Below are 17,498 nucleotides of genomic sequence, written 5' to 3' on the forward strand. Positions count from 1 at the left end.
GACCGGCGGGTCAGTAATGTATTCAGACCCTGTGACAACTGTCAAACCTCGTTGACATATCCGGGCTTTGCAAGCGGAACTTGAGAAAAAGCTTGAGCAGCGTCGACCACTACGAAAACTTTCCTGTTGCCTCCGTGCTGTGCCCGCCCGCGCTGCGGCCGGCAGTCGTCGCGATCTATCACTTTGCACGCACGGCGGACGATCTGGCCGACGAGGGCGACGCTTCCACGGCTGAGCGCGCTCAGGCGTTGCGCGACTATCGGGCCGACCTGGACGCCGTGGTGGCCGGCCAGGCACCGTCGTCGCGCTGGCCCCACGTCTACGCATCGCTGGCGCGAGAAATGCACCGGCTGCAGCCGCCCCTGCTGCATGACCTGCTCGACGCCTTCGAGCAGGACCTGACACCGCCGCGTTACGCCGACCGCGAGCAGTTGCTCGACTACTGCCGCCGCTCAGCCAACCCGGTGGGGCGGCTGCTGCTGGGCCTGTATGGCGTGAACAACGCCGTGTCGCTGCGCCGCTCTGACGCGATCTGTTCCGCCCTGCAATTGATCAACTTCTGGCAGGACTTCAGTCGTGATGGACCCAATGGCCGGCTCTATGTGCCGCAGGCCGACCTCAGCCGCCATCGCATCAGCGCCGAGGATGTGCTCGCCTGCCGTGACAGCCCTGCCGCTCGCGCCTTGATCGCCGACCTCTGCGCCTGGGCCCGCGCGCTGATGCTCGAGGGTGCACCGCTGGCCCTTGCGCTGCCCGGCCGCGCGGGCTGGGAACTGCGCCTGGTCGTCCAGGGCGGCCTGCGCATCCTCGACAAGATTGAGGCGCGTCATCACGACAGCCTCGTGCACCGCCCTGCCCTGGGGGTTCTGGACTTGCCGCGGCTGCTGTGGCGCGCCCTGACAATGCGGGCCGCACCATGAGCCCCGAACAATACGTCCAAGAGAAAGCCGCCGCGAGCGGCTCGAGCTTCTATTACGCCTTCCTGTTCCTGCCGCCACCGCGGCGGGCGGCGATCACGGCCTTCTATGCGTTCTGCCGCGAGGTGGACGATGTCGTCGATGAGACGCAGGACGCCGGTGTCGCGGCGACCAAGCTGGCCTGGTGGCGCAAGGAGGTGGCCAGCGCCTTTGCCGGGCAGCCCAGCCACCCGGTCATGAAGGCGCTGATGCCGCACACGGCCAGCCATGACATCCGGTTGGAGCATCTCAACGCCGTCATCGAAGGCTGCGAAATGGACCTGCAGCAAACGCGCTACCTCGACTTTCCGGGACTGCAGCGCTACTGCCATCTGGTGGCCGGCGTCGTCGGCGAAGTCGCCAGCGGCATCTTCGGCCGGACGCAGCCGCAGACCGTCGACTACGCCCACAAGCTGGGCCTGGCGATGCAGCTGACCAACATCATCCGCGACGTCGGCGACGATGCCCGGCGCGGCCGCATCTACCTGCCGGTGAACGAGCTGCAGCAGTTCGGCGTCAAGGCCAGCGAGATCCTGCTGCGCAGCAAGCCCTGGGGCTATTCGGACCGCTTCACGGCGCTGATGAAGTTCCAAGCCGAGCGCGCCCATCAGCTCTACGACGAGGCGCTGGCGCTGCTGCCCGAGGTCGACCGGGCCGCGCAGAAGCCTGGGCTGATGATGGCCAACATCTACCGCGCCCTGCTCGTGGAGATCGAGCGAGAGAACTTCCAGGTGCTGCACCAGCGCATCGCGCTGACGCCGCTGCGCAAGCTCTGGATCGCGATGAAAACGAATTGGCGCGGGCGGTGAGCCACGTCGCCATCGTCGGTGGCGGCTGGGCCGGCATTGCGGCGGCTGTGGCGCTGGCCGATGCCGGCCACGACATCACCGTCTTCGAGATGGCGCCGCAGCTCGGCGGCCGCGCGCGCAGCGTGGCGGGCGAGCCACCGTACGACAACGGCCAGCACATCCTTATCGGCGCCTACCGCGACAGCCTGGCGCTGATGCGCCGCCTGGGCATCGACCCGAACGCCGTGCTGAAGCGCCTGCCGCTGGCCCTGCCTTACCCGGGCGAGCCTGGCCTGCAACTGCCGCCGGGCCCGCCACTGATCGCCTTCGCGCGCGGCGTGCTGGCGCAGCATGGCTGGCCGCTGTCGGCGCGTCTGGGCCTGCTCACCGCGGCGGGCGGCTGGCTGGCGCGGGGCTTCCGTTGCGATACGCGACTGAGCGTCGCCGAGCTGTGCGCCCGCCTCCCGGCCGCAGTCAAACGCGATCTCATCGAGCCGCTGTGCGTGGCCGCGCTGAACACGCCGGCGCCCCAGGCCAGCGCCCAGGTCTTCTTGCGTGTGCTGAAGGACGCCCTCTTCAGTGGCGCCGGCAGTGCGGACTTGCTCCTGCCACGGCGACCGTTGTCCGAACTGCTTGCCGGGCCGGCGACGGCTTGGCTGGGCGAGCGGCTGCGTCTGGCCTCACGGGTGCAGAAGATCGAGCCCTGCTGGCGTGTCGATGGCGAAGCCTTCGACGGAGTCGTGCTGGCCTGCACCAGCGTCGAGGCAGCTCGGCTGACCGCTGACATCGCACCCGCCTGGTCGGCGACTGCTGGCGCATTGGGCTTTGAGCCCATCATCACCGTCTACCTGAGCAGCCCCGGCAGCGCCCTGCCCGCACCCATGCTGGCGCTGCGTGAGGGGCCAGACGCGCCAGCCCAGTTTGTCTTCGACCATGGCGCCCTTGGCGGCGCGCCCGGGCGCTTTGCCTTTGTCGTCAGCGGCGCGGCAGCCTGGGTGGAGCGCGGCGGCTGCGCAGAGGCCGTGCTCGCGCAGGCGCAGCGGGAATTGAGCTGGGCCACGCCACCCGTCATCGACAAGGTGCTGACAGAGAAGCGGGCGACCTTTGCCTGCACGCCCGGCTTGGCACGCGCGCCGGCCCGCATCGCACCGGGCTTGTGGGCCGCCGGCGACTACATCGCCGGCCCCTACCCCGCCACGCTCGAAGGCGCCGTGCGCGCAGGCCTGGCGGCCGCTCAGGGCGTCGGCGCGGAGGCTGGAATGGCGGCGAAAGGCGCCGCCAGCGGCTCGCCGACAAACACGCCCTGAGCCGTCCACGCCACGCTGTGCCAATAGGCTTCCAGCGCGCTCACCCCTTGGGCATAGGCCTGGATCAGCATCTGCGGGTGCGGGAACTTCTGCAGATGGTTGCAGGGCTCGCTGACCGTGCCGTAGCTGGCCGTCGCGCCGGCGTCGATCCAGTCGAGGATGTTCATTTGCCCCTCATCAGCCGGCGGTTTGTCGAGCAGGCCGCCCGCAGACGTCAGATGGTCGGCCAGTGCGCCCGGCAGCCATTCCCCGCCCAGTGGCTTGGGCACGCGGATCAGGCCCGTTTCATAGACCAGGATGCGGCGCATCGCTGGCAAGGCATCGCTCTTCACACGAGCCACCTCAAGGCCGGCCACACCAGGCACGGCACCGGCCGGCGGAAACAGGCGCTCACGCACATTTCGCGCCGCATCCGGTGTCGCTGCGAGATAGGCCATGGCCGACTCCGGCGCGCCGCCGGCCAACAGATGGTCCGCCGCGATGCCGCGCTCGATCATGGCCATGGCCGCCGGCACTGAGCGGGCCGCCAGCTGCATCGTCGGCCGCACGCCGATGACCAGCCACGGCTTGGCGCCGAAGTAACCCGTATAGGGGCTGATGCGCGTGGCGGCGCAGGACTGAGCGCAGACATTGGGCTGCAACCCGACGCCAAGAGCGCTTGTCAGTGAATTGCAGTCCACGGCATAGGGCTGCACCCAGGCCAGGGCCAGGCCGTTGACATGCTCGGGCATCTGGCTGCGGATGGCCTGGTCGAGCGCCGTGAACTCCTCGCGCGTCAGGCTGTTGCGCAGCGGCAGTTGCACCCGCAGGATCTGCTCGGCCGGGATGCCGCGGCGCCTGGCGTAGTACTCACCCACGGTGACGGAATAGGGGTCGGCCGTGTTGATGACGAGGCCCAACTCATTGGCCGTGATGCGGCCGTACAACCGCGGCGCGCGGGCCCAACGTGACTCGCCAGGGGCCGGCGCAGCAGAAGCCGGCTCCGCGGCCTGGGCTGCGCCCATGCTGGCTATCGCCAGGGCAAGGCCCACTTGCCACCTCCTGAAGCCCGCTTTCGCCATACAAAACACTGGCAATCTCCCCCACAATGAAGCCATGAAATCCAAAGAGGCCCAGCAGACCCCGGCGATCCAGGTGCTGGAGCGCATGTTCTCGCTGCTGGACGTGCTGGCGAGCCACCAGGACCCGGTGTCGCTGAAGGCCTTGTCCGAGGCTACCGGGCTGCACCCCTCCACGGCGCACCGGATTCTCAATGACCTGACCCTCGGTCGATACGTGGATCGCCCCGAAGCCGGTAGTTATCGACTCGGCATGCGCATGCTGGAAATGGGCAACCTCGTGAAGGCGCGGCTGGATGTGCGCGACGCCGCCCTGCCGGCCATGCGCGAGCTGCACAAGTTCACCCACCAGCCGGTCAACCTGTCGGTGCGCCAGGGCGACGAGATTGTCTACATCGAACGCACCTACTCCGAACGCTCGGGCATGCAGGTCGTGCGCGCCGTGGGCGGCCGCGCGCCCTTGCACCTCACCTCGGTAGGCAAGCTCTTCTTGGCCAGCGACGACAGCCCGCGCGTGCGTGCTTACGCCACGCGCACCGGCCTGTCGGGCCACACGCGCAACAGCTTGACCGACATCAGCTCACTCGAGCGCGAGCTGGCCATGGTGCGCCAGCGCGGTATTGCCCGCGACGATGAGGAACTGGAGCTGGGCGTGCGGTGCATGGCGGCCGGCATCTATGACGACCAAGCCAAGCTGGTGGCCGGCTTGTCGATCTCAGCACCGGCCGACCGGCTGGAGGAGAGTTGGGTCGTCCGGCTGAAGGAAACGGCCTCTCAGATCTCGTCGGCGCTGGGCCACCGCGTCTGAAGCCAAAGCAAAACACGGCGCCTCGGCGCCGTGTTTTCATTGGATTCAACCGCTCAGAGCTTGGCAGAGGCGGTCGCCGTCTCGCCCTGGCTGGCCAGCCACTTGCGCATGCGCTCGGCGTCCGCGATCCGCGACGCCTTGCCGCTGGAATCCAGGAACACCATGATCAGCTTGCGGCCGGCCATGCTGGCCTGCATGACCAGGCATTTGCCGGCCTCGTTGATGAAACCGGTCTTCTGCAGGCCGATGTCCCACAGCGGGTTGGACAGCAGGCCGTTGGTGCTGTGGAACTGCACCAGGCGCTTGCCCAGGGCCACGCGCGCTTCGCGGGAGGTGGACAGGTCGCGCAGCAGCGGCACTTGGCTGGTCACATTGACGAGCTTGGCCAGGTCAGCGGCGCTGCTCTGGTTGCGGCTGGACAGGCCGGTGGGCTCGACATAGTGGGTGTCGGCCATGCCCAAGCTCTCGGCCTTGGCGTTCATCGCGGCGACGAAGGCGTCCAGGCCACCGGGGTAGTTGCGGCCCAGCGCATGGGCGGCGCGGTTCTCGCTGGCCATCAGGGCCAGGTGCAGCATGTCGCCGCGCGTCAGCGTCGTGCCGACGGCCAGGCGGGAGCGGGTGAACTTCTCGGTGTCGATGTCGTCATCGGTGACCGAAATCTTCTCGTCCAGCGACAGCCCGGCCTCGACCACCACCAACGCCGTCATCAGCTTGGTGATGGAGGCGATGGGCAGCACGGCCTGGGGATTCTTGGAGAACAGCACCTCGTTGGTGTCCTGGTCCAGCACATAGGCCACGCTGGACTTCAGGGCCAGCGGGTCATCCACCTGGTGCAGGCCGGCAACCTGCCCGAAGGTGGGCACAGCCGAGATAACGGGTGCGACCGCCCTGCGCAGCACGACCGAGCGCACCTTGCGCGTGGGCACGGCGGCGGTTTTGACGGGAGTGCGGATGGCCCTGGATTGGGTCGTGTCGGCGGCTGCCGTGGCGGCGCCAGGCAGCGCGGCCAGGAAGGTGAGGCTCAGGAAAGCGGCGGCAAATGTCTTCAACGGAGGTCCCCAACGCAGGCGGCAGTGTACGTGACGCCAAAAGTACCGACAAGATAAGAACTTAAGTGAAATACCTCAAGTGAACTCTTGTCCCGTATTGACGGGCCGTCACCTCAGGGCTTGCCACCGGCTCTTTCGCTTCGCAACGGGCTCCAAACGCATGCAAGTAGGCCTTGGCTGACAGCGTCTGGGAATCGGGTCGGCCCCGAATACCAAGGATTGCCGCTCAGTCGATCGACCCGCTCGTTGCCTGCGAGTGCCTCTGGGCGTCATTCTCGGGCGGTAGGCTGCCTTTTGAAGCAGGAGCAGCGGCTGCTTTGCGCGCCAAATTCCACGGGGACATGGAAACGGTTGCAACCGCCGTGACAGGGATCACGGCGGTTACAGCAGCAATGGGGGTGCGGGATGTTGGCGCGGCGTGGCGCCATCCTTAGCCGATCAGGAAGCGCGGCGGCGCGCGACGCCGAGACCCGCGATTGCCAAGCCAACAAGGGCCAGCGAGCCCGGTTCAGGCACGGTGTTCGGGGTGAACACGGCAAAGGCCCAATTGTTCTCGGTGCGGTTGGCCGTCTTCGAGTCCACGAACGACCCAAAACGCTGCCAGGTGGCGCCGGTGCCATCCTGATAGCCCGTCTGCGTTGCCTGGTATTGGCCAATATTGCCCTGGAACTGGTCAGCGAACGCCACCCAAAGAACCCCGCAGCAGCTCGACGGGTCGCCGATGACGACGGTGGGAGGCGCCCCCAGAACCGCCAGCAGGGCGTCCGCCGCCTCATTCGCAGCCGCCTCGTCGCCGAGGAAGGTCGGGGCGTCAGAGGCAAAGACCGTGTTGTAGGGCCCGAAGACAAAGGAAACGTCATAGGTCAGGCCATCGACCTCCAGGTCCTGGATGCCGACTGCAACGCCGCCCGAATAGCTGATCGTGGGCGCTGCACCAGCCAAACTACCAGCCAAAATGCCGACAGAAAGGGTGAAGGCTTTCAGAACGCGGGCGATCGACGGCATGGGTACTCCAGGGTTTTGGATTTGGGCGCCAATCTCACGCAATTTCCGGACCATCCATAAGATTAATGGGAAAACGTAGAGAGATCAACGGTTTAGCCAAACGTGCGCCCGATACAGCCTCGCGACTGTCAAGAATCTCGACGCTCTGGGCGAGCTAGCGGGCTAGCCTTGCGCTGCCACGCGCTCGGCCTTGCTCTGCAGCTTGTTCAATGCGCTCAAGTAGGCCTTGGCTGAGGCCACGATGATGTCGGGGTCGGCGCCGACCCCGTTCACCACCCGACCGGCATGCTGCAGCCGCACCGTCACCTCACCCTGTGACTCCGTGCTGCCACCCGTGATCGCGTTGACGGAATACAGCAGCATCTCTGCCCCCGACTGCACGACCGACTCGATGGCGCGCAGCGTCGCGTCGACCGGACCGTTGCCGTCGCTTTCCGCGCGATGCTCCTGGAGCCCCACGGCGAAGACGATGGCTGCGTGCGGGCGCTCCCCGGTTTCGCTGCGTTGGGCGAGCGACAGCAGGCGGTAGTGCTCGGCGTCGTTGATGACCGACTCGTCCATCACGAGGGCAACGATGTCCTCATCGAAGATCTCGTTCTTGCGGTCGGCCAGATCCTTGAAACGCTGGAAGGCCGCATTGACCTCGGCTTCACTCTCCAACTGGATGCCAAGCTCCTGCAGCCGCGCCTTGAAGGCATTGCGGCCGGACAGCTTGCCCAGCACGATCTTGTTGGCCGCCCAGCCCACATCCTCGGCGCGCATGATTTCATAGGTGTCGCGCGCCTTCAGCACGCCGTCCTGGTGGATGCCTGAGGCGTGCGCGAAGGCGTTGGCGCCGACGACGGCCTTGTTGGGCTGCACGACGAAGCCGGTCGTCTGCGATACCAGCCTGGAGGCCGGCACGATCTGCGACGTGTCGAGGCCGACATCCAGGCCGAAATAGTCGCGCCGCGTCTTGACGGCCATGACGACCTCTTCGAGCGAACAGTTGCCGGCGCGCTCGCCCAGGCCGTTGATGGTGCATTCCACCTGGCGAGCGCCGCCAATCTTCACGCCGGCCAGGGAATTGGCGACCGCCATGCCCAGGTCGTTGTGGCAGTGCACGCTCCAGATGGCCTGGTCGGAGTTGGGCACCTTCTCGCGCAGACGGCGCAGAAAGTCGCCATACAGCTCGGGAATGGCATAGCCCACCGTGTCGGGGATGTTGATGGTGCCGGCGCCTTCCTTGATGACGGCCTCGCAGACTCGGGCGAGAAAGTCGATGTCGGAGCGGTAGCCGTCCTCGGGCGAGAACTCGATGTCGCCGCACAGGTTGCGCGCGAAGCGCACCGCCAGCATGGCCTGCTCCAGCACCTGCTCGCGGGTCATGCGCAGCTTCTTCTCCATGTGGAGTTCGCTGGTGGCGATGAAGGTGTGGATGCGAGCCCGGTGAGCAGGTGCCAGCGCTTCGGCTGCTCGTGAGATGTCACGGTCGTTGGCGCGGGCCAGTGAACAGACCGTGCTGTCCTTGACCGCCGCGGCAATGGCCTTGACCGCCTCGAAGTCACCATTGCTCGATGCCGCGAAACCGGCCTCGATGATGTCGACCTTCATGCGCTCCAGTTGGCGGGCGATGCGCAGCTTCTCCTCGCGCGTCATGGACGCGCCGGGCGATTGCTCACCATCGCGCAGCGTGGTGTCGAAGATGATCAGTTTGTCGGTCATCGCACGTTTTCCTCTCGAATCTGGGGCACGGCCACCGGTGCGCGAGACAGGCCGGACAGGATGGCCTGCATGGACGCACGCACGATGCTGCCATCAATGCCGACGCCATGGCGAGTCACGTCGCCCACGCGAAGCTCCAGATAGGCCACCGCGCGCGCATCGGCGCCGCTGCCGATGGAATGCTCGTGGTAGTCCAGCACACGCACCTCTTGGCCCAGGCGTGTCGACAGCGCGTTGACGAAGGCATCGATGGGACCGTTGCCCTCTCCCTGCACATGGCCCATCCAGCCACCCAACACGATTTCGGCCGACAGGCGCATCGCGCCGCCCGCTACTTCGGTCATCTGCGGCTGCACGACGGCCGCGCCAGCGTCACCGATGCCGTACTCGCGTTCAAAGATGGCATAGATGTCTGCGGCCGTCAGTTCCTTGCCGGCGTCGTCCATGACGCGTTGTACGACCTGGCTGAACTCGATCTGCAGGCGCCGCGGCAGCTCCAGGCCGCATTCCGCTTCCAGCAGATAGGCGATGCCGCCCTTGCCTGACTGGCTGTTCACGCGGATGACGGCGTCATAGCTGCGGCCCAGGTCCTTGGGGTCGACGGGGAGATAGGGCATGTCCCAAATCTCCCCCTCCCGGCGGGCTGCGAAGGCTTTCTTGATGGCGTCCTGGTGGGAGCCCGAGAAGGAGGTGTAGACGAGGTCGCCCACGTAAGGGTGGCGCGGATGCACAGGGATCTGCGTGCAATGCTCGACGCAGCGGCGTACCTCGTCGATGTCGGAGAAATCGAGCTGCGGGTCCACGCCCTGGGTGTAAAGGTTGAGCGCGATGTTGACGAGGTCGACGTTGCCGGTGCGCTCGCCGTTGCCGAACAGGCAGCCCTCGACGCGGTCAGCGCCCGCCATCAGCGCGAACTCACCAGCCGCCGTGCCGGTACCGCGGTCGTTGTGCGGGTGCACGGACAGCACGATGGATTCGCGGCGCGCCAGGTTGCGGTGCATCCACTCGATCATGTCCGCGAAGATATTGGGCGTGCTGTGCTCGACGGTGGACGGCAGGTTGATGATGCACTTGCGCTCGGGCGTCGGCTGCCAGACCGCCGTCACCGCATCGACGACACGCTTGCTGAAGGCCAGCTCGGTGCCAGAAAACATTTCGGGCGAATACTCGAAGCGCCAGTCCACGCCTGGCCGTGCGGCGGCCAGCTCCTTGATCTGGCGGGCGTGCGAGGCCGCGAGCTCGACGATGCCGTCCTCGTCCGTGCCGAGCACGACACGGCGCATGATGGGTGCGACCGCGTTGTAGACGTGGACGATGACGCGCCTTACGCCATCCAGCGACTCAAAAGTGCGCTCGATCAGGTGGGCACGCGCCTGCGTCAGCACCTGGATGGTCACGTCGTCGGGGATGTGTCCGCCGTCGATGAGCAGGCGGATGAAGTCGAACTCGGTCTGCGACGCCGACGGGAAGCCGACCTCGATCTCCTTGAAGCCGATCTTCACGAGTTGCTGGAACATGCGCAGCTTGCGGGCAATGTCCATCGGCTCGATCAGCGCCTGGTTGCCGTCACGCAGGTCGGTGCTCAGCCAGATCGGCGCGCGGGTCAGCACGGCATCGGGCCAGCGGCGGTCCGGCAATGCGATCGGGGCGAAGGAGCGGTACTTTTGCTGCGGTTGCTTCAACATGGGTGTTCCATCCGAGGGTGGGTGGCGCAACCAGCAGCCTTTGAAAACACGAACGGCCCGCTGCGGTTGCATACGGGCCGTTGGGGTCAGGTGTGAGCGTACGTGCGCGACTGACTAGCGAACCCGTGGTTCCTCTAGGGCTAGTAGCAGGCGAATTCGCGTGGCGCGGCTCATGGGTCGGGAATCTAGCATGAATGGCTATTGATGCAAGCCACGTTCATCCGGCTCGTCGGTGCTGGTGGAGATGACGCTGACGGGCTTGCCCTTGGACTTGCGCCAGCCATAGATGACATACCCCGACAGGCCATAGACGCAGAAGACACCGAAGAGAACGCGCGATGGATCGAGTGCGGCAAGGCCGATGCCAAGCATGATCACAACCAACACGATGAAGGGCACGCTGCGCCGCCGGTCGAAGACTTTGAAGCTGTAGAACGGAGCGTTCGTCACCATCGAAAGCCCGGCGAACAAGGTGATGCCGTAAGCCACCCAGGCGACCCAACCCCCGGGCTGGACACCGGTGTACTCCTTCCGATCCACGACGGCCCAGATCAGGCCCATCACGATCGCCGCTGCCGCGGGGCTTGGCAGCCCCTGGAAATAGCGCTTGTCCACCACGCCGATGTTGACGTTGAAGCGTGCCAGCCGCAGTGCAGCGCCGGCGATATAGACGAAGGCCGGAATCCAGCCCGGCTTGCCCATGTCCTTGAGCGCCCACATGTAGACGATCAACGCCGGCGCGGCACCGAAGGCCACCATGTCGGACAGGCTGTCCATCTGCTCGCCGAAGGCTGACTGGGTATTGGTCATGCGTGCGACGCGGCCATCAAGACTATCGAGGATGGCAGCGGCAAAGATGGCAACACAGGCCACCTCGAAGCGGCCGTTCATGGCCATGACGATGGCATAGAAGGCGCTGAACAGCGCGCCCAGCGTGATCGCGTTGGGCAGAGCGTAGATGCCTTTGCGGCGGGGGCGGACGGCGAGGCTGGGCTCGTCGTCCTCGGTGGGCTCGGGAATCATGGGCGGCAGGATAGCTCAGGGGGCCCTGCTTCGGCATTCGCGAAGGCCTAGCATGCAGTGCGCATCCACTCCAACTCATGACCATGAAACTGATCGAGGTCCGCACCTACAAGCTCAACCCCGGCTGCGCCGAGCGCTTCGTCCCTGCGGTACAGGCTGCGCTGCCGCTGGTGCGAGCCAGCGGCATGGACGTCGTGGCCTTTGGGCGCTCGGACCATGAGCACGAGAGCTTCTTCCTGATCCGCGCGTTCGACAGCCGGGAACAACTGGTTGCGCAGCAGGATGCCTTTTATGGCTCGGCTGCCTGGCGAGAGGGGCCGCGTGCGGCACTGGTGGACTGCCTGGACGACTATCTGAACACGCTGCTTTGGCTGCCCGATGAAGCCGTCGAGGCGCTGCGAGCCCACAACGGCATGCCATGAGCACACTCGACCGCTTCGTTCAGGCTCAGCAGGGGCGGTACGAGCAGGCGCTGGCCGAGCTCAAGGCCGGCCGCAAGACCGGTCACTGGATCTGGTTCGTGCTGCCGCAGTTGCGCGGGCTGGGGCGCAGCGCCATGGCGCATGAATACGGCATCGCAGGCCGCGCGGAAGCCGAGGCCTATCTCGCCCATCCGGTGCTGGGCGCGCGGTTGCGTGATTGTGTGCAAGCCATGCAGGCTCACGAGGGCAAGTCGGCCGAGCGCATCCTGGGCGACCTGGACGCGATGAAGTTCAAGTCCTGCCTGACCTTGTTCGAGTCGGTGGCAGGCGAGCCGGACCACCTGTTTGGGCGGACGCTGGAGAAGCTCTACAACGGGGAGCGGGATGAGGCGACGTTGAGCCTGCTGGCCGGCGCCCCGCGGGGGTGATTCGCGAGCCGGTTCCTTACATCGAGACCTGCGGCCAGTCCCTGTTGCCGGCCCAGGCCTGGCTGGCGTCGAACGACTCCGGGCAGATGGCAAGGAAATAGCCCTGCGTGAAAACGCCTGACTGCTCCTGCGCGACCGGATGATGCGGCACATCGTCACCCGTGTAGCCCGTCGGTCCGCTGGCTGAGGCCTTGATGCCGACCGGTGGTTTGGACTTTTGGTAGTCCTCCATCACCACCTTTCCATTGTATTTTTCCGCGAACAGCCAGTGATGCATCGACCCATAGACGAACACCTGGAACTGGGTACCGTCGGGATACTTGCCCATCTGCGCCTGCATCTCGCCATCCAGCGCATACGTCTTGCTCTTCAACGGGTCGGTGTCGGCCACCCCGTCCTGGACGACCTTGTAGCGGATGCCATCGGTGCCAGCCTCCGCGTTGCGGCGCTTGGCCTCAGAAACCATCAGACCGCGCGTACCGCGCAGTTGTGCATCCCCCGAGACGTCCTCGCCCGGCACCTTGTCCGAGGCCTTGGTCATGAAGTTCTTCAGGCTCTCCAGCCGCCACCAGATCTTTTCGTCCTGCATGGTCCCGTAATCGGCGATCAACGTTTCAAGTCGCCGCTGCACTTCGGCGTCCACAAGCTCCTTGTCCTGGGTCTTCCACGATTCATCCAGCCCCGCCCGGATGTCGGGGCCGAGCTTGTCGCGGATCATTGCGTGCACCAGCGCCGTCGTCGTCTGCCCCGTGATCGCACCCATCGTGCAGCACAGGCAGTTCGTTCCCGCATCGCCAGACCGCCCTGCCCCGAGTTCGTCTTCTGACTTTTTCGAGTTGGGGCCGGCCGAATTCAGGCCAGCGATCGGCCGCCTGGCACGCAGCATGGCCAGCGCCTCGGACCCCGGGTTGCGCGGCGGCTCAAGCAGCACGGCGCGAGCCTTCCTGGTCTTGCCCTGAATCTCGTTTCTGTTCGCCACCAAGGGCCCGCGGCCGGTGAACGGCACCAACGCGGGCATCACGACAAACCGGGCGGTGACAGCCGTCAGGTCGCCACTTCGAGCGGTGAGCGTGACGCCCTGGGCCGCCTCGGTGAACTGCACCTGGGCATCGGCGATGCCGCGAGCAAAGGCGCTGGCCGGCAGCGTCACGTCGCCGGACAGCTTGCCGTCAGAGGACAGGACGACATCGGTGGCGACCGCCTCCATCGGCCCGCTTGCTCCCATCACCGTGACCGTGAGCCGCAGCGGCACGTTGGCTTCCGCGGCCACGACCCGGCCGCCACCGCGTGCCTCGACCTTCAAGGACACGGCACCGGGCGCAACTATTTCATCGACGACGACCTCGGTGCGCTTGATCGACTCCAGCACCTCGCGCACAGCAGTCGTTTCAGGGAGCGACTTGTCCAAGATCAGGCACCTCCACAGTTGAACGTCGGCGCAGGCGCGCCCGCCATCACCAGCCTTCGTGACGGAAAGCAGCGGATCGGTTCCCCAACAAAAAAGGCCGGCGCCCCTCGGCACCGGCCTTTCAATCCGTTGAGAACGGGCTGACGATCAGTTCTTCGCCTTGTCCACCAGCTTGTTGGCCTTGATCCAGGGCATCATTTCGCGCAGCTTCTCACCGACCTGCTCGATGGGATGCTCGGCCGTCAGCCGGCGGCGGCTGATCAGCGTCGGGGCGCCGGCCTTGTTCTCGAGGATGAAGCTCTTGGCGTATTCGCCCGTCTGGATGTCCTTCAGGCACTGACGCATCGCGTTCTTGGTGTCTTCGGTGACGACGCGCGGGCCAGTCACGTACTCACCGTACTCGGCGTTGTTCGAGATCGAGTAGTTCATGTTGGCGATGCCGCCTTCGTAGATCAGGTCCACGATGAGCTTGAGCTCGTGCAGGCATTCGAAGTAGGCCATCTCGGGGGCGTAGCCGGCTTCCGTCAGCGTCTCGAAGCCCGCCTTGATCAGTTCCACGGCGCCGCCGCACAGCACGGCCTGCTCGCCGAAGAGGTCGGTCTCGGTCTCTTCGCGGAAACTGGTCTGGATGATGCCGGCCTTGCCGCCACCGTTGGCTGCGGCATAGCTCAGGGCCAGGTCACGGGCCTTGCCGGTCTTGTCCTGGTAGATGGCGATCAGGTGAGGCACGCCGCCACCCTGGCGATACGTGTTGCGCACCGTATGGCCGGGGGCCTTGGGAGCGACCATCCAGACATCCAGGTCAGCGCGCGGCTGCACCTGGCCGTAGTGGACGTTGAAGCCGTGCGCGAAGGCCAGCGATGCGCCCTGCTTGATGTTGGGCTCGACCTCGTTCTTGTAGACGTCGGCGATCTGCTCGTCGGGCAGCAGGATCATGACCACGTCGGCCGATTTCACGGCGTCGGCGATCTCGGCGACCTTGAGGCCAGCGCCTTCGGCCTTGGACCAGGACGCGCCGCTGCGGCGCAGCGCGACGGTGACCTTGCAGCCGCTGTCGTTCAGGTTCTGCGCGTGGGCGTGGCCTTGTGAGCCATAGCCGATGATGGTGACGTTCTTGCCCTTGATGAGGCTGAGATCGGCGTCCTTGTCGTAGTAGACGTTCATGATGGGTCGCTCCAGGAAAAAACTGTGGTGTGTGGGGGTGAAGGCGGATCAGACGCGCAGGATGCGCTCGCCGCGGCCGATGCCGCTGGCGCCGGTGCGTACGGTTTCGAGGATGGACGCACGGTCGATCGCATCGATGAAGGCGTCGAGCTTGCCGGCGTCGCCGGTCAACTCGATCGTGTAGGTCTTCTCGGTCACGTCGATGACGCGGCCACGGAAGATGTCGGCGGTGCGCTTGATTTCCTCGCGCTCCTTGCCGACGGCGCGCACCTTGATGAGCATCAGCTCACGCTCGGTGTAGTTGCCTTCAGTCAGATCGACGACCTTGACGACCTCGATGAGGCGGTTCAGGTGCTTGGTGATCTGCTCGATGACCTCGTCGCTGCCCGTCGTCACGATGGTCATGCGCGAGAGGGACGGGTCTTCCGTCGGCGCGACGGTCAGGCTCTCGATGTTGTAGCCGCGGGCCGAGAACAGGCCGACGACGCGCGACAGCGCACCCGGCTCGTTCTCGATGAGCAAAGCAATGATGTGTTTCATGGGTTCTTCGTCCTTCGCGCTCTTCAGTGCTGCTGGCGGTAACCAGCGGACCTTTGGCTGCGGGTTCGAGTGGAGTGGATCGCTGCGGGTGTCGGACTGCTTGCGCTTTTCAGCGGCAACCCCGACTGGCGCGGTAACGCCAGCCAGAGCTGCCGATTTCAGGCGCTCACAGGTCTTCCGATCCCAGCAGCATCTCGGAAATGCCCTTGCCCGCCTTGACCATGGGCCAGACGTTCTCGGTCGGGTCGGTGCGGATGTCCAGGAAGACGGTACGGTCGGTCAGGCGCATCGCTTCCTTCAGCGCGGGCTCGACGTCGCTGGGCTTCTCGACCAGGATGCCGACGTGGCCATAGGCCTCGGCCAGCTTCACGAAGTCGGGCAGCGCGTCCATGTAGCTGTGCGAGTAGCGGCCGCCGTAGTCCAGCTGCTGCCACTGGCGCACCATGCCCAGGTAGCGGTTGTTCAGCGAGACGATCTTGACCGGCGTCTTGTACTGGAAGCAGGTCGACAGCTCCTGGATGCACATCTGGATGCTGCCTTCGCCGGTGATGCAGAACACATCCGCCTCCGGCTTGGCCAGCTTGATGCCCATCGCATAGGGTAGGCCCACGCCCATGGTGCCCAGGCCGCCGGAGTTGATCCAGCGGCGCGGCTGGTCGAACTTGTAGTACTGCGCGGCCCACATCTGGTGCTGGCCGACGTCGCTGGTGATGTAGGTGTCGCGGTCGCGGGTCAGCTTCCACAGCGTGTCGACGACCATCTGCGGCTTGATGACCTCGTCCGAGCCCTTGTAGACCAGGCAGTCACGGCCGCGCCATTCATTGATCTGATTCCACCATGCGTTGACGGCGTCCGCATCCGGCTTGGCCTGCGCTTCCTTCAGCTGGGCGATCAGCTCCTGCAGCACGTCCTTCACGTCGCCGACAATGGGAATGTCGACGCGCACGCGCTTGGAGATCGACGAGGGGTCGATGTCCACGTGGATGATCTTGCGCTCGACCGAACCGAAGTGCTTGGGGTTGCCGATGACGCGGTCATCGAAGCGCGCGCCCACGGCCAGCAGCACGTCGCAGTGCTGCATGGTCATGTTGGCCTCGTACGTGCCGTGCATGCCCAGCATGCCCAGGAAGCGCGGGTCGGTGCCGGGCATGGCACCCAGGCCCATCAGCGTGTTCGTGCAGGGGAAGCCCAGCATGTCGACCAGCTGGCGCAGCTCCGCCGTGGCTTCACCTAGGATGACGCCGCCGCCCGTGTAGATGTAAGGGCGCTTGGCCTGCAGCAGCAGTTGGACCGCCTTGCGGATCTGGCCGCTATGGCCCTTCTTGACCGGGTTGTAGGAGCGCATTTCGATGCGGTCCGGATAGCTGAACGTCGTCTTCGCGAGCGACACGTCCTTCGGAATGTCCACGACGACCGGGCCGGGGCGTCCGGTACGGGCGATGTGGAAGGCCTTCTTCAGCGTCAGCGCCAGGTCGCGCACGTCCTTCACCAGGAAGTTGTGCTTGACGATGGGGCGCGTGATGCCGACCGTGTCGCACTCCTGGAAGGCGTCCAGGCCGATGGCCGCGCTAGGCACCTGACCCGTGATGATGACCATCGGGATCGAGTCCATGTAGGCCGTCGCGATGCCGGTCACGGCATTCGTGACTCCTGGGCCCGAGGTGACCAGCGCCACACCGACTTCGCCGGTCGCCCGGGCAAAGCCGTCGGCGGCGTGTACGGCCGCCTGCTCGTGGCGCACCAGCACGTGCTGGATGCTTTCCTGCTTGTAGAGGGCGTCGTAGATGTAGAGCACCGCGCCGCCGGGGTAACCCCAGAGATGGCGCACCCCTTCGGCCTGCAGGCAGCGAACGAGGATCTCGGAGCCATTGAGCTCCGCGGTGGAATTGGGGGATTGGGAATTCGGCTGCGCCAGGGCGGCGCGCTTGATATCCGCGGCAGACATGTCCATTTTTAGAACCTTTGTGAATTTCTCTAACGAAAAACCATTGGTGTCCCTCTTCTCGCCCTCGTGAAGCGGATTTGGAACCTGCGCGATCAACAGATGGAGCCCCAGTCGGGCGGCCACTGAGAGACCATTGACTCTTTGTGCGAAGCAACATTATGCCGAGCAAAATCGTGTGAGCCTTCGTATCAGACGAATGCCATAATCC

16 protein-coding genes are annotated in these 17,498 nt (G+C 65.6%); 6 read left to right on the top strand and 10 right to left on the bottom strand.

Translation table 11 applies throughout. The features are described from left to right. Positions 1–92: 92 nt before the first annotated feature. The 3 genes from hpnC to hpnE are packed head-to-tail and all read left to right on the top strand — an operon-like array spanning position 93 to position 3,051. Positions 93–920 carry a squalene synthase HpnC gene (gene hpnC / locus AC1DW0_RS12175; RefSeq protein ID WP_477946088.1) on the top strand — a complete coding sequence of 276 codons (828 nt, stop codon included), beginning with the start codon at positions 93–95 and terminating at the stop codon, positions 918–920. Next, positions 917–1,765 (top strand): presqualene diphosphate synthase HpnD, encoded by an 849-nt coding sequence (gene hpnD, locus AC1DW0_RS12180; RefSeq protein ID WP_457349625.1) that lies wholly within the window; start codon positions 917–919, stop codon positions 1,763–1,765. The genes hpnC and hpnD overlap by 4 nt, the downstream gene beginning before the upstream one ends. After that, entirely contained in the window at positions 1,762–3,051 is a 1,290-nt protein-coding gene (gene hpnE / locus AC1DW0_RS12185) for a hydroxysqualene dehydroxylase HpnE (protein WP_477946090.1), read from the top strand. Before hpnD ends, hpnE begins: the two co-directional genes overlap by 4 nt. On the opposite strand, the gene AC1DW0_RS12190 is transcribed toward hpnE, so the two are convergent. Further along, entirely contained in the window at positions 2,979–4,082 is a 1,104-nt protein-coding gene (locus AC1DW0_RS12190; protein ID WP_477946092.1) for a TIGR03790 family protein, read from the bottom strand. The two genes, hpnE and AC1DW0_RS12190, sit on opposite strands and share 73 nt — an antisense overlap. Before the next feature lie 64 nt (positions 4,083–4,146). On the opposite strand from AC1DW0_RS12190, the gene AC1DW0_RS12195 reads away from it, so the two are divergent. After that, positions 4,147–4,917 (top strand): IclR family transcriptional regulator, encoded by a 771-nt coding sequence (locus tag AC1DW0_RS12195; RefSeq protein WP_056198258.1) that lies wholly within the window; start codon positions 4,147–4,149, stop codon positions 4,915–4,917. A gap of 53 nt (positions 4,918–4,970) precedes the next feature. On the opposite strand, the gene pbpG is transcribed toward AC1DW0_RS12195, so the two are convergent. From pbpG to pssA, 5 genes are all read right to left on the bottom strand, one after another. Next, the gene (gene pbpG, locus AC1DW0_RS12200) at positions 4,971–5,966 is read right to left on the bottom strand and encodes a D-alanyl-D-alanine endopeptidase (protein WP_457349619.1); all 996 of its coding nucleotides are present in this window, start codon (positions 5,964–5,966) and stop codon (positions 4,971–4,973) included. 438 nt (positions 5,967–6,404) lie between these two features. Then, positions 6,405–6,971 carry a PEP-CTERM sorting domain-containing protein gene (locus AC1DW0_RS12205; protein WP_477946094.1) on the bottom strand — a complete coding sequence of 189 codons (567 nt, stop codon included), beginning with the start codon at positions 6,969–6,971 and terminating at the stop codon, positions 6,405–6,407. 162 nt (positions 6,972–7,133) lie between these two features. Further along, a complete protein-coding gene (locus tag AC1DW0_RS12210; protein ID WP_056198264.1) occupies positions 7,134–8,675 on the bottom strand; it encodes a 2-isopropylmalate synthase in 1,542 nt (513 codons plus the stop codon). Beyond that, the gene (gene leuA, locus AC1DW0_RS12215; RefSeq protein WP_477946096.1) at positions 8,672–10,360 is read right to left on the bottom strand and encodes a 2-isopropylmalate synthase; all 1,689 of its coding nucleotides are present in this window, start codon (positions 10,358–10,360) and stop codon (positions 8,672–8,674) included. Before leuA ends, AC1DW0_RS12210 begins: the two co-directional genes overlap by 4 nt. A gap of 198 nt (positions 10,361–10,558) precedes the next feature. After that, positions 10,559–11,383 carry a CDP-diacylglycerol--serine O-phosphatidyltransferase gene (pssA, locus tag AC1DW0_RS12220; RefSeq protein ID WP_056198267.1) on the bottom strand — a complete coding sequence of 275 codons (825 nt, stop codon included), beginning with the start codon at positions 11,381–11,383 and terminating at the stop codon, positions 10,559–10,561. A gap of 83 nt (positions 11,384–11,466) precedes the next feature. Here pssA and AC1DW0_RS12225 point away from each other — a divergent pair, with 83 nt between their 5' ends. Together AC1DW0_RS12225 and AC1DW0_RS12230 are read left to right on the top strand one after the other, a co-directional pair. Beyond that, a complete protein-coding gene (locus tag AC1DW0_RS12225) occupies positions 11,467–11,805 on the top strand; it encodes an NIPSNAP family protein (RefSeq protein WP_457349616.1) in 339 nt (112 codons plus the stop codon). Then, positions 11,802–12,233, top strand: a complete 432-nt coding sequence (locus tag AC1DW0_RS12230; protein WP_056198269.1) for a DUF1810 domain-containing protein — start codon at positions 11,802–11,804, stop codon at positions 12,231–12,233. Before AC1DW0_RS12225 ends, AC1DW0_RS12230 begins: the two co-directional genes overlap by 4 nt. A gap of 16 nt (positions 12,234–12,249) precedes the next feature. Here AC1DW0_RS12230 and AC1DW0_RS12235 read toward each other — a convergent pair whose 3' ends face one another. From AC1DW0_RS12235 to AC1DW0_RS12250, 4 genes are all read right to left on the bottom strand, one after another. After that, complete coding sequence (locus AC1DW0_RS12235) at positions 12,250–13,641, bottom strand: hypothetical protein (RefSeq protein WP_477946099.1); 1,392 nt, start codon at positions 13,639–13,641, stop codon at positions 12,250–12,252. A gap of 147 nt (positions 13,642–13,788) precedes the next feature. Next, positions 13,789–14,805: a ketol-acid reductoisomerase gene (gene ilvC / locus AC1DW0_RS12240; RefSeq protein WP_056198273.1), complete on the bottom strand. Its 1,017-nt coding sequence runs from the start codon at positions 14,803–14,805 to the stop codon at positions 13,789–13,791. Between the two features lie 48 nt (positions 14,806–14,853). Further along, positions 14,854–15,345, bottom strand: a complete 492-nt coding sequence (gene ilvN / locus AC1DW0_RS12245) for an acetolactate synthase small subunit (protein WP_056198275.1) — start codon at positions 15,343–15,345, stop codon at positions 14,854–14,856. Positions 15,346–15,511: 166 nt separating this feature from the next. Then, positions 15,512–17,296, bottom strand: a complete 1,785-nt coding sequence (locus AC1DW0_RS12250; RefSeq protein WP_477946101.1) for an acetolactate synthase 3 catalytic subunit — start codon at positions 17,294–17,296, stop codon at positions 15,512–15,514. Between the last annotated feature and the right edge of the window lie 202 nt (positions 17,297–17,498).

The organism is Roseateles sp. P4_D2, assembly GCF_056401875.1.

Excerpts from the sequence above, each read along its gene's own strand:
- hpnD (WP_457349625.1), top strand. The coding sequence starts at position 917 with ATGAGCCCCGAACAATACGTCCAAGAGAAAGCCGCCGCGAGCGGCTCG.
- AC1DW0_RS12195 (WP_056198258.1), top strand. The coding sequence starts at position 4,147 with ATGAAATCCAAAGAGGCCCAGCAGACCCCGGCGATCCAGGTGCTGGAG.
- AC1DW0_RS12205 (WP_477946094.1), bottom strand. The coding sequence starts at position 6,971 with ATGCCGTCGATCGCCCGCGTTCTGAAAGCCTTCACCCTTTCTGTCGGC.
- AC1DW0_RS12210 (WP_056198264.1), bottom strand. The coding sequence starts at position 8,675 with ATGACCGACAAACTGATCATCTTCGACACCACGCTGCGCGATGGTGAG.
- leuA (WP_477946096.1), bottom strand. The coding sequence starts at position 10,360 with ATGTTGAAGCAACCGCAGCAAAAGTACCGCTCCTTCGCCCCGATCGCA.
- pssA (WP_056198267.1), bottom strand. The coding sequence starts at position 11,383 with ATGATTCCCGAGCCCACCGAGGACGACGAGCCCAGCCTCGCCGTCCGC.
- AC1DW0_RS12225 (WP_457349616.1), top strand. The coding sequence starts at position 11,467 with ATGAAACTGATCGAGGTCCGCACCTACAAGCTCAACCCCGGCTGCGCC.
- AC1DW0_RS12230 (WP_056198269.1), top strand. The coding sequence starts at position 11,802 with ATGAGCACACTCGACCGCTTCGTTCAGGCTCAGCAGGGGCGGTACGAG.
- ilvC (WP_056198273.1), bottom strand. The coding sequence starts at position 14,805 with ATGAACGTCTACTACGACAAGGACGCCGATCTCAGCCTCATCAAGGGC.
- ilvN (WP_056198275.1), bottom strand. The coding sequence starts at position 15,345 with ATGAAACACATCATTGCTTTGCTCATCGAGAACGAGCCGGGTGCGCTG.
- AC1DW0_RS12250 (WP_477946101.1), bottom strand. The coding sequence starts at position 17,296 with ATGGACATGTCTGCCGCGGATATCAAGCGCGCCGCCCTGGCGCAGCCG.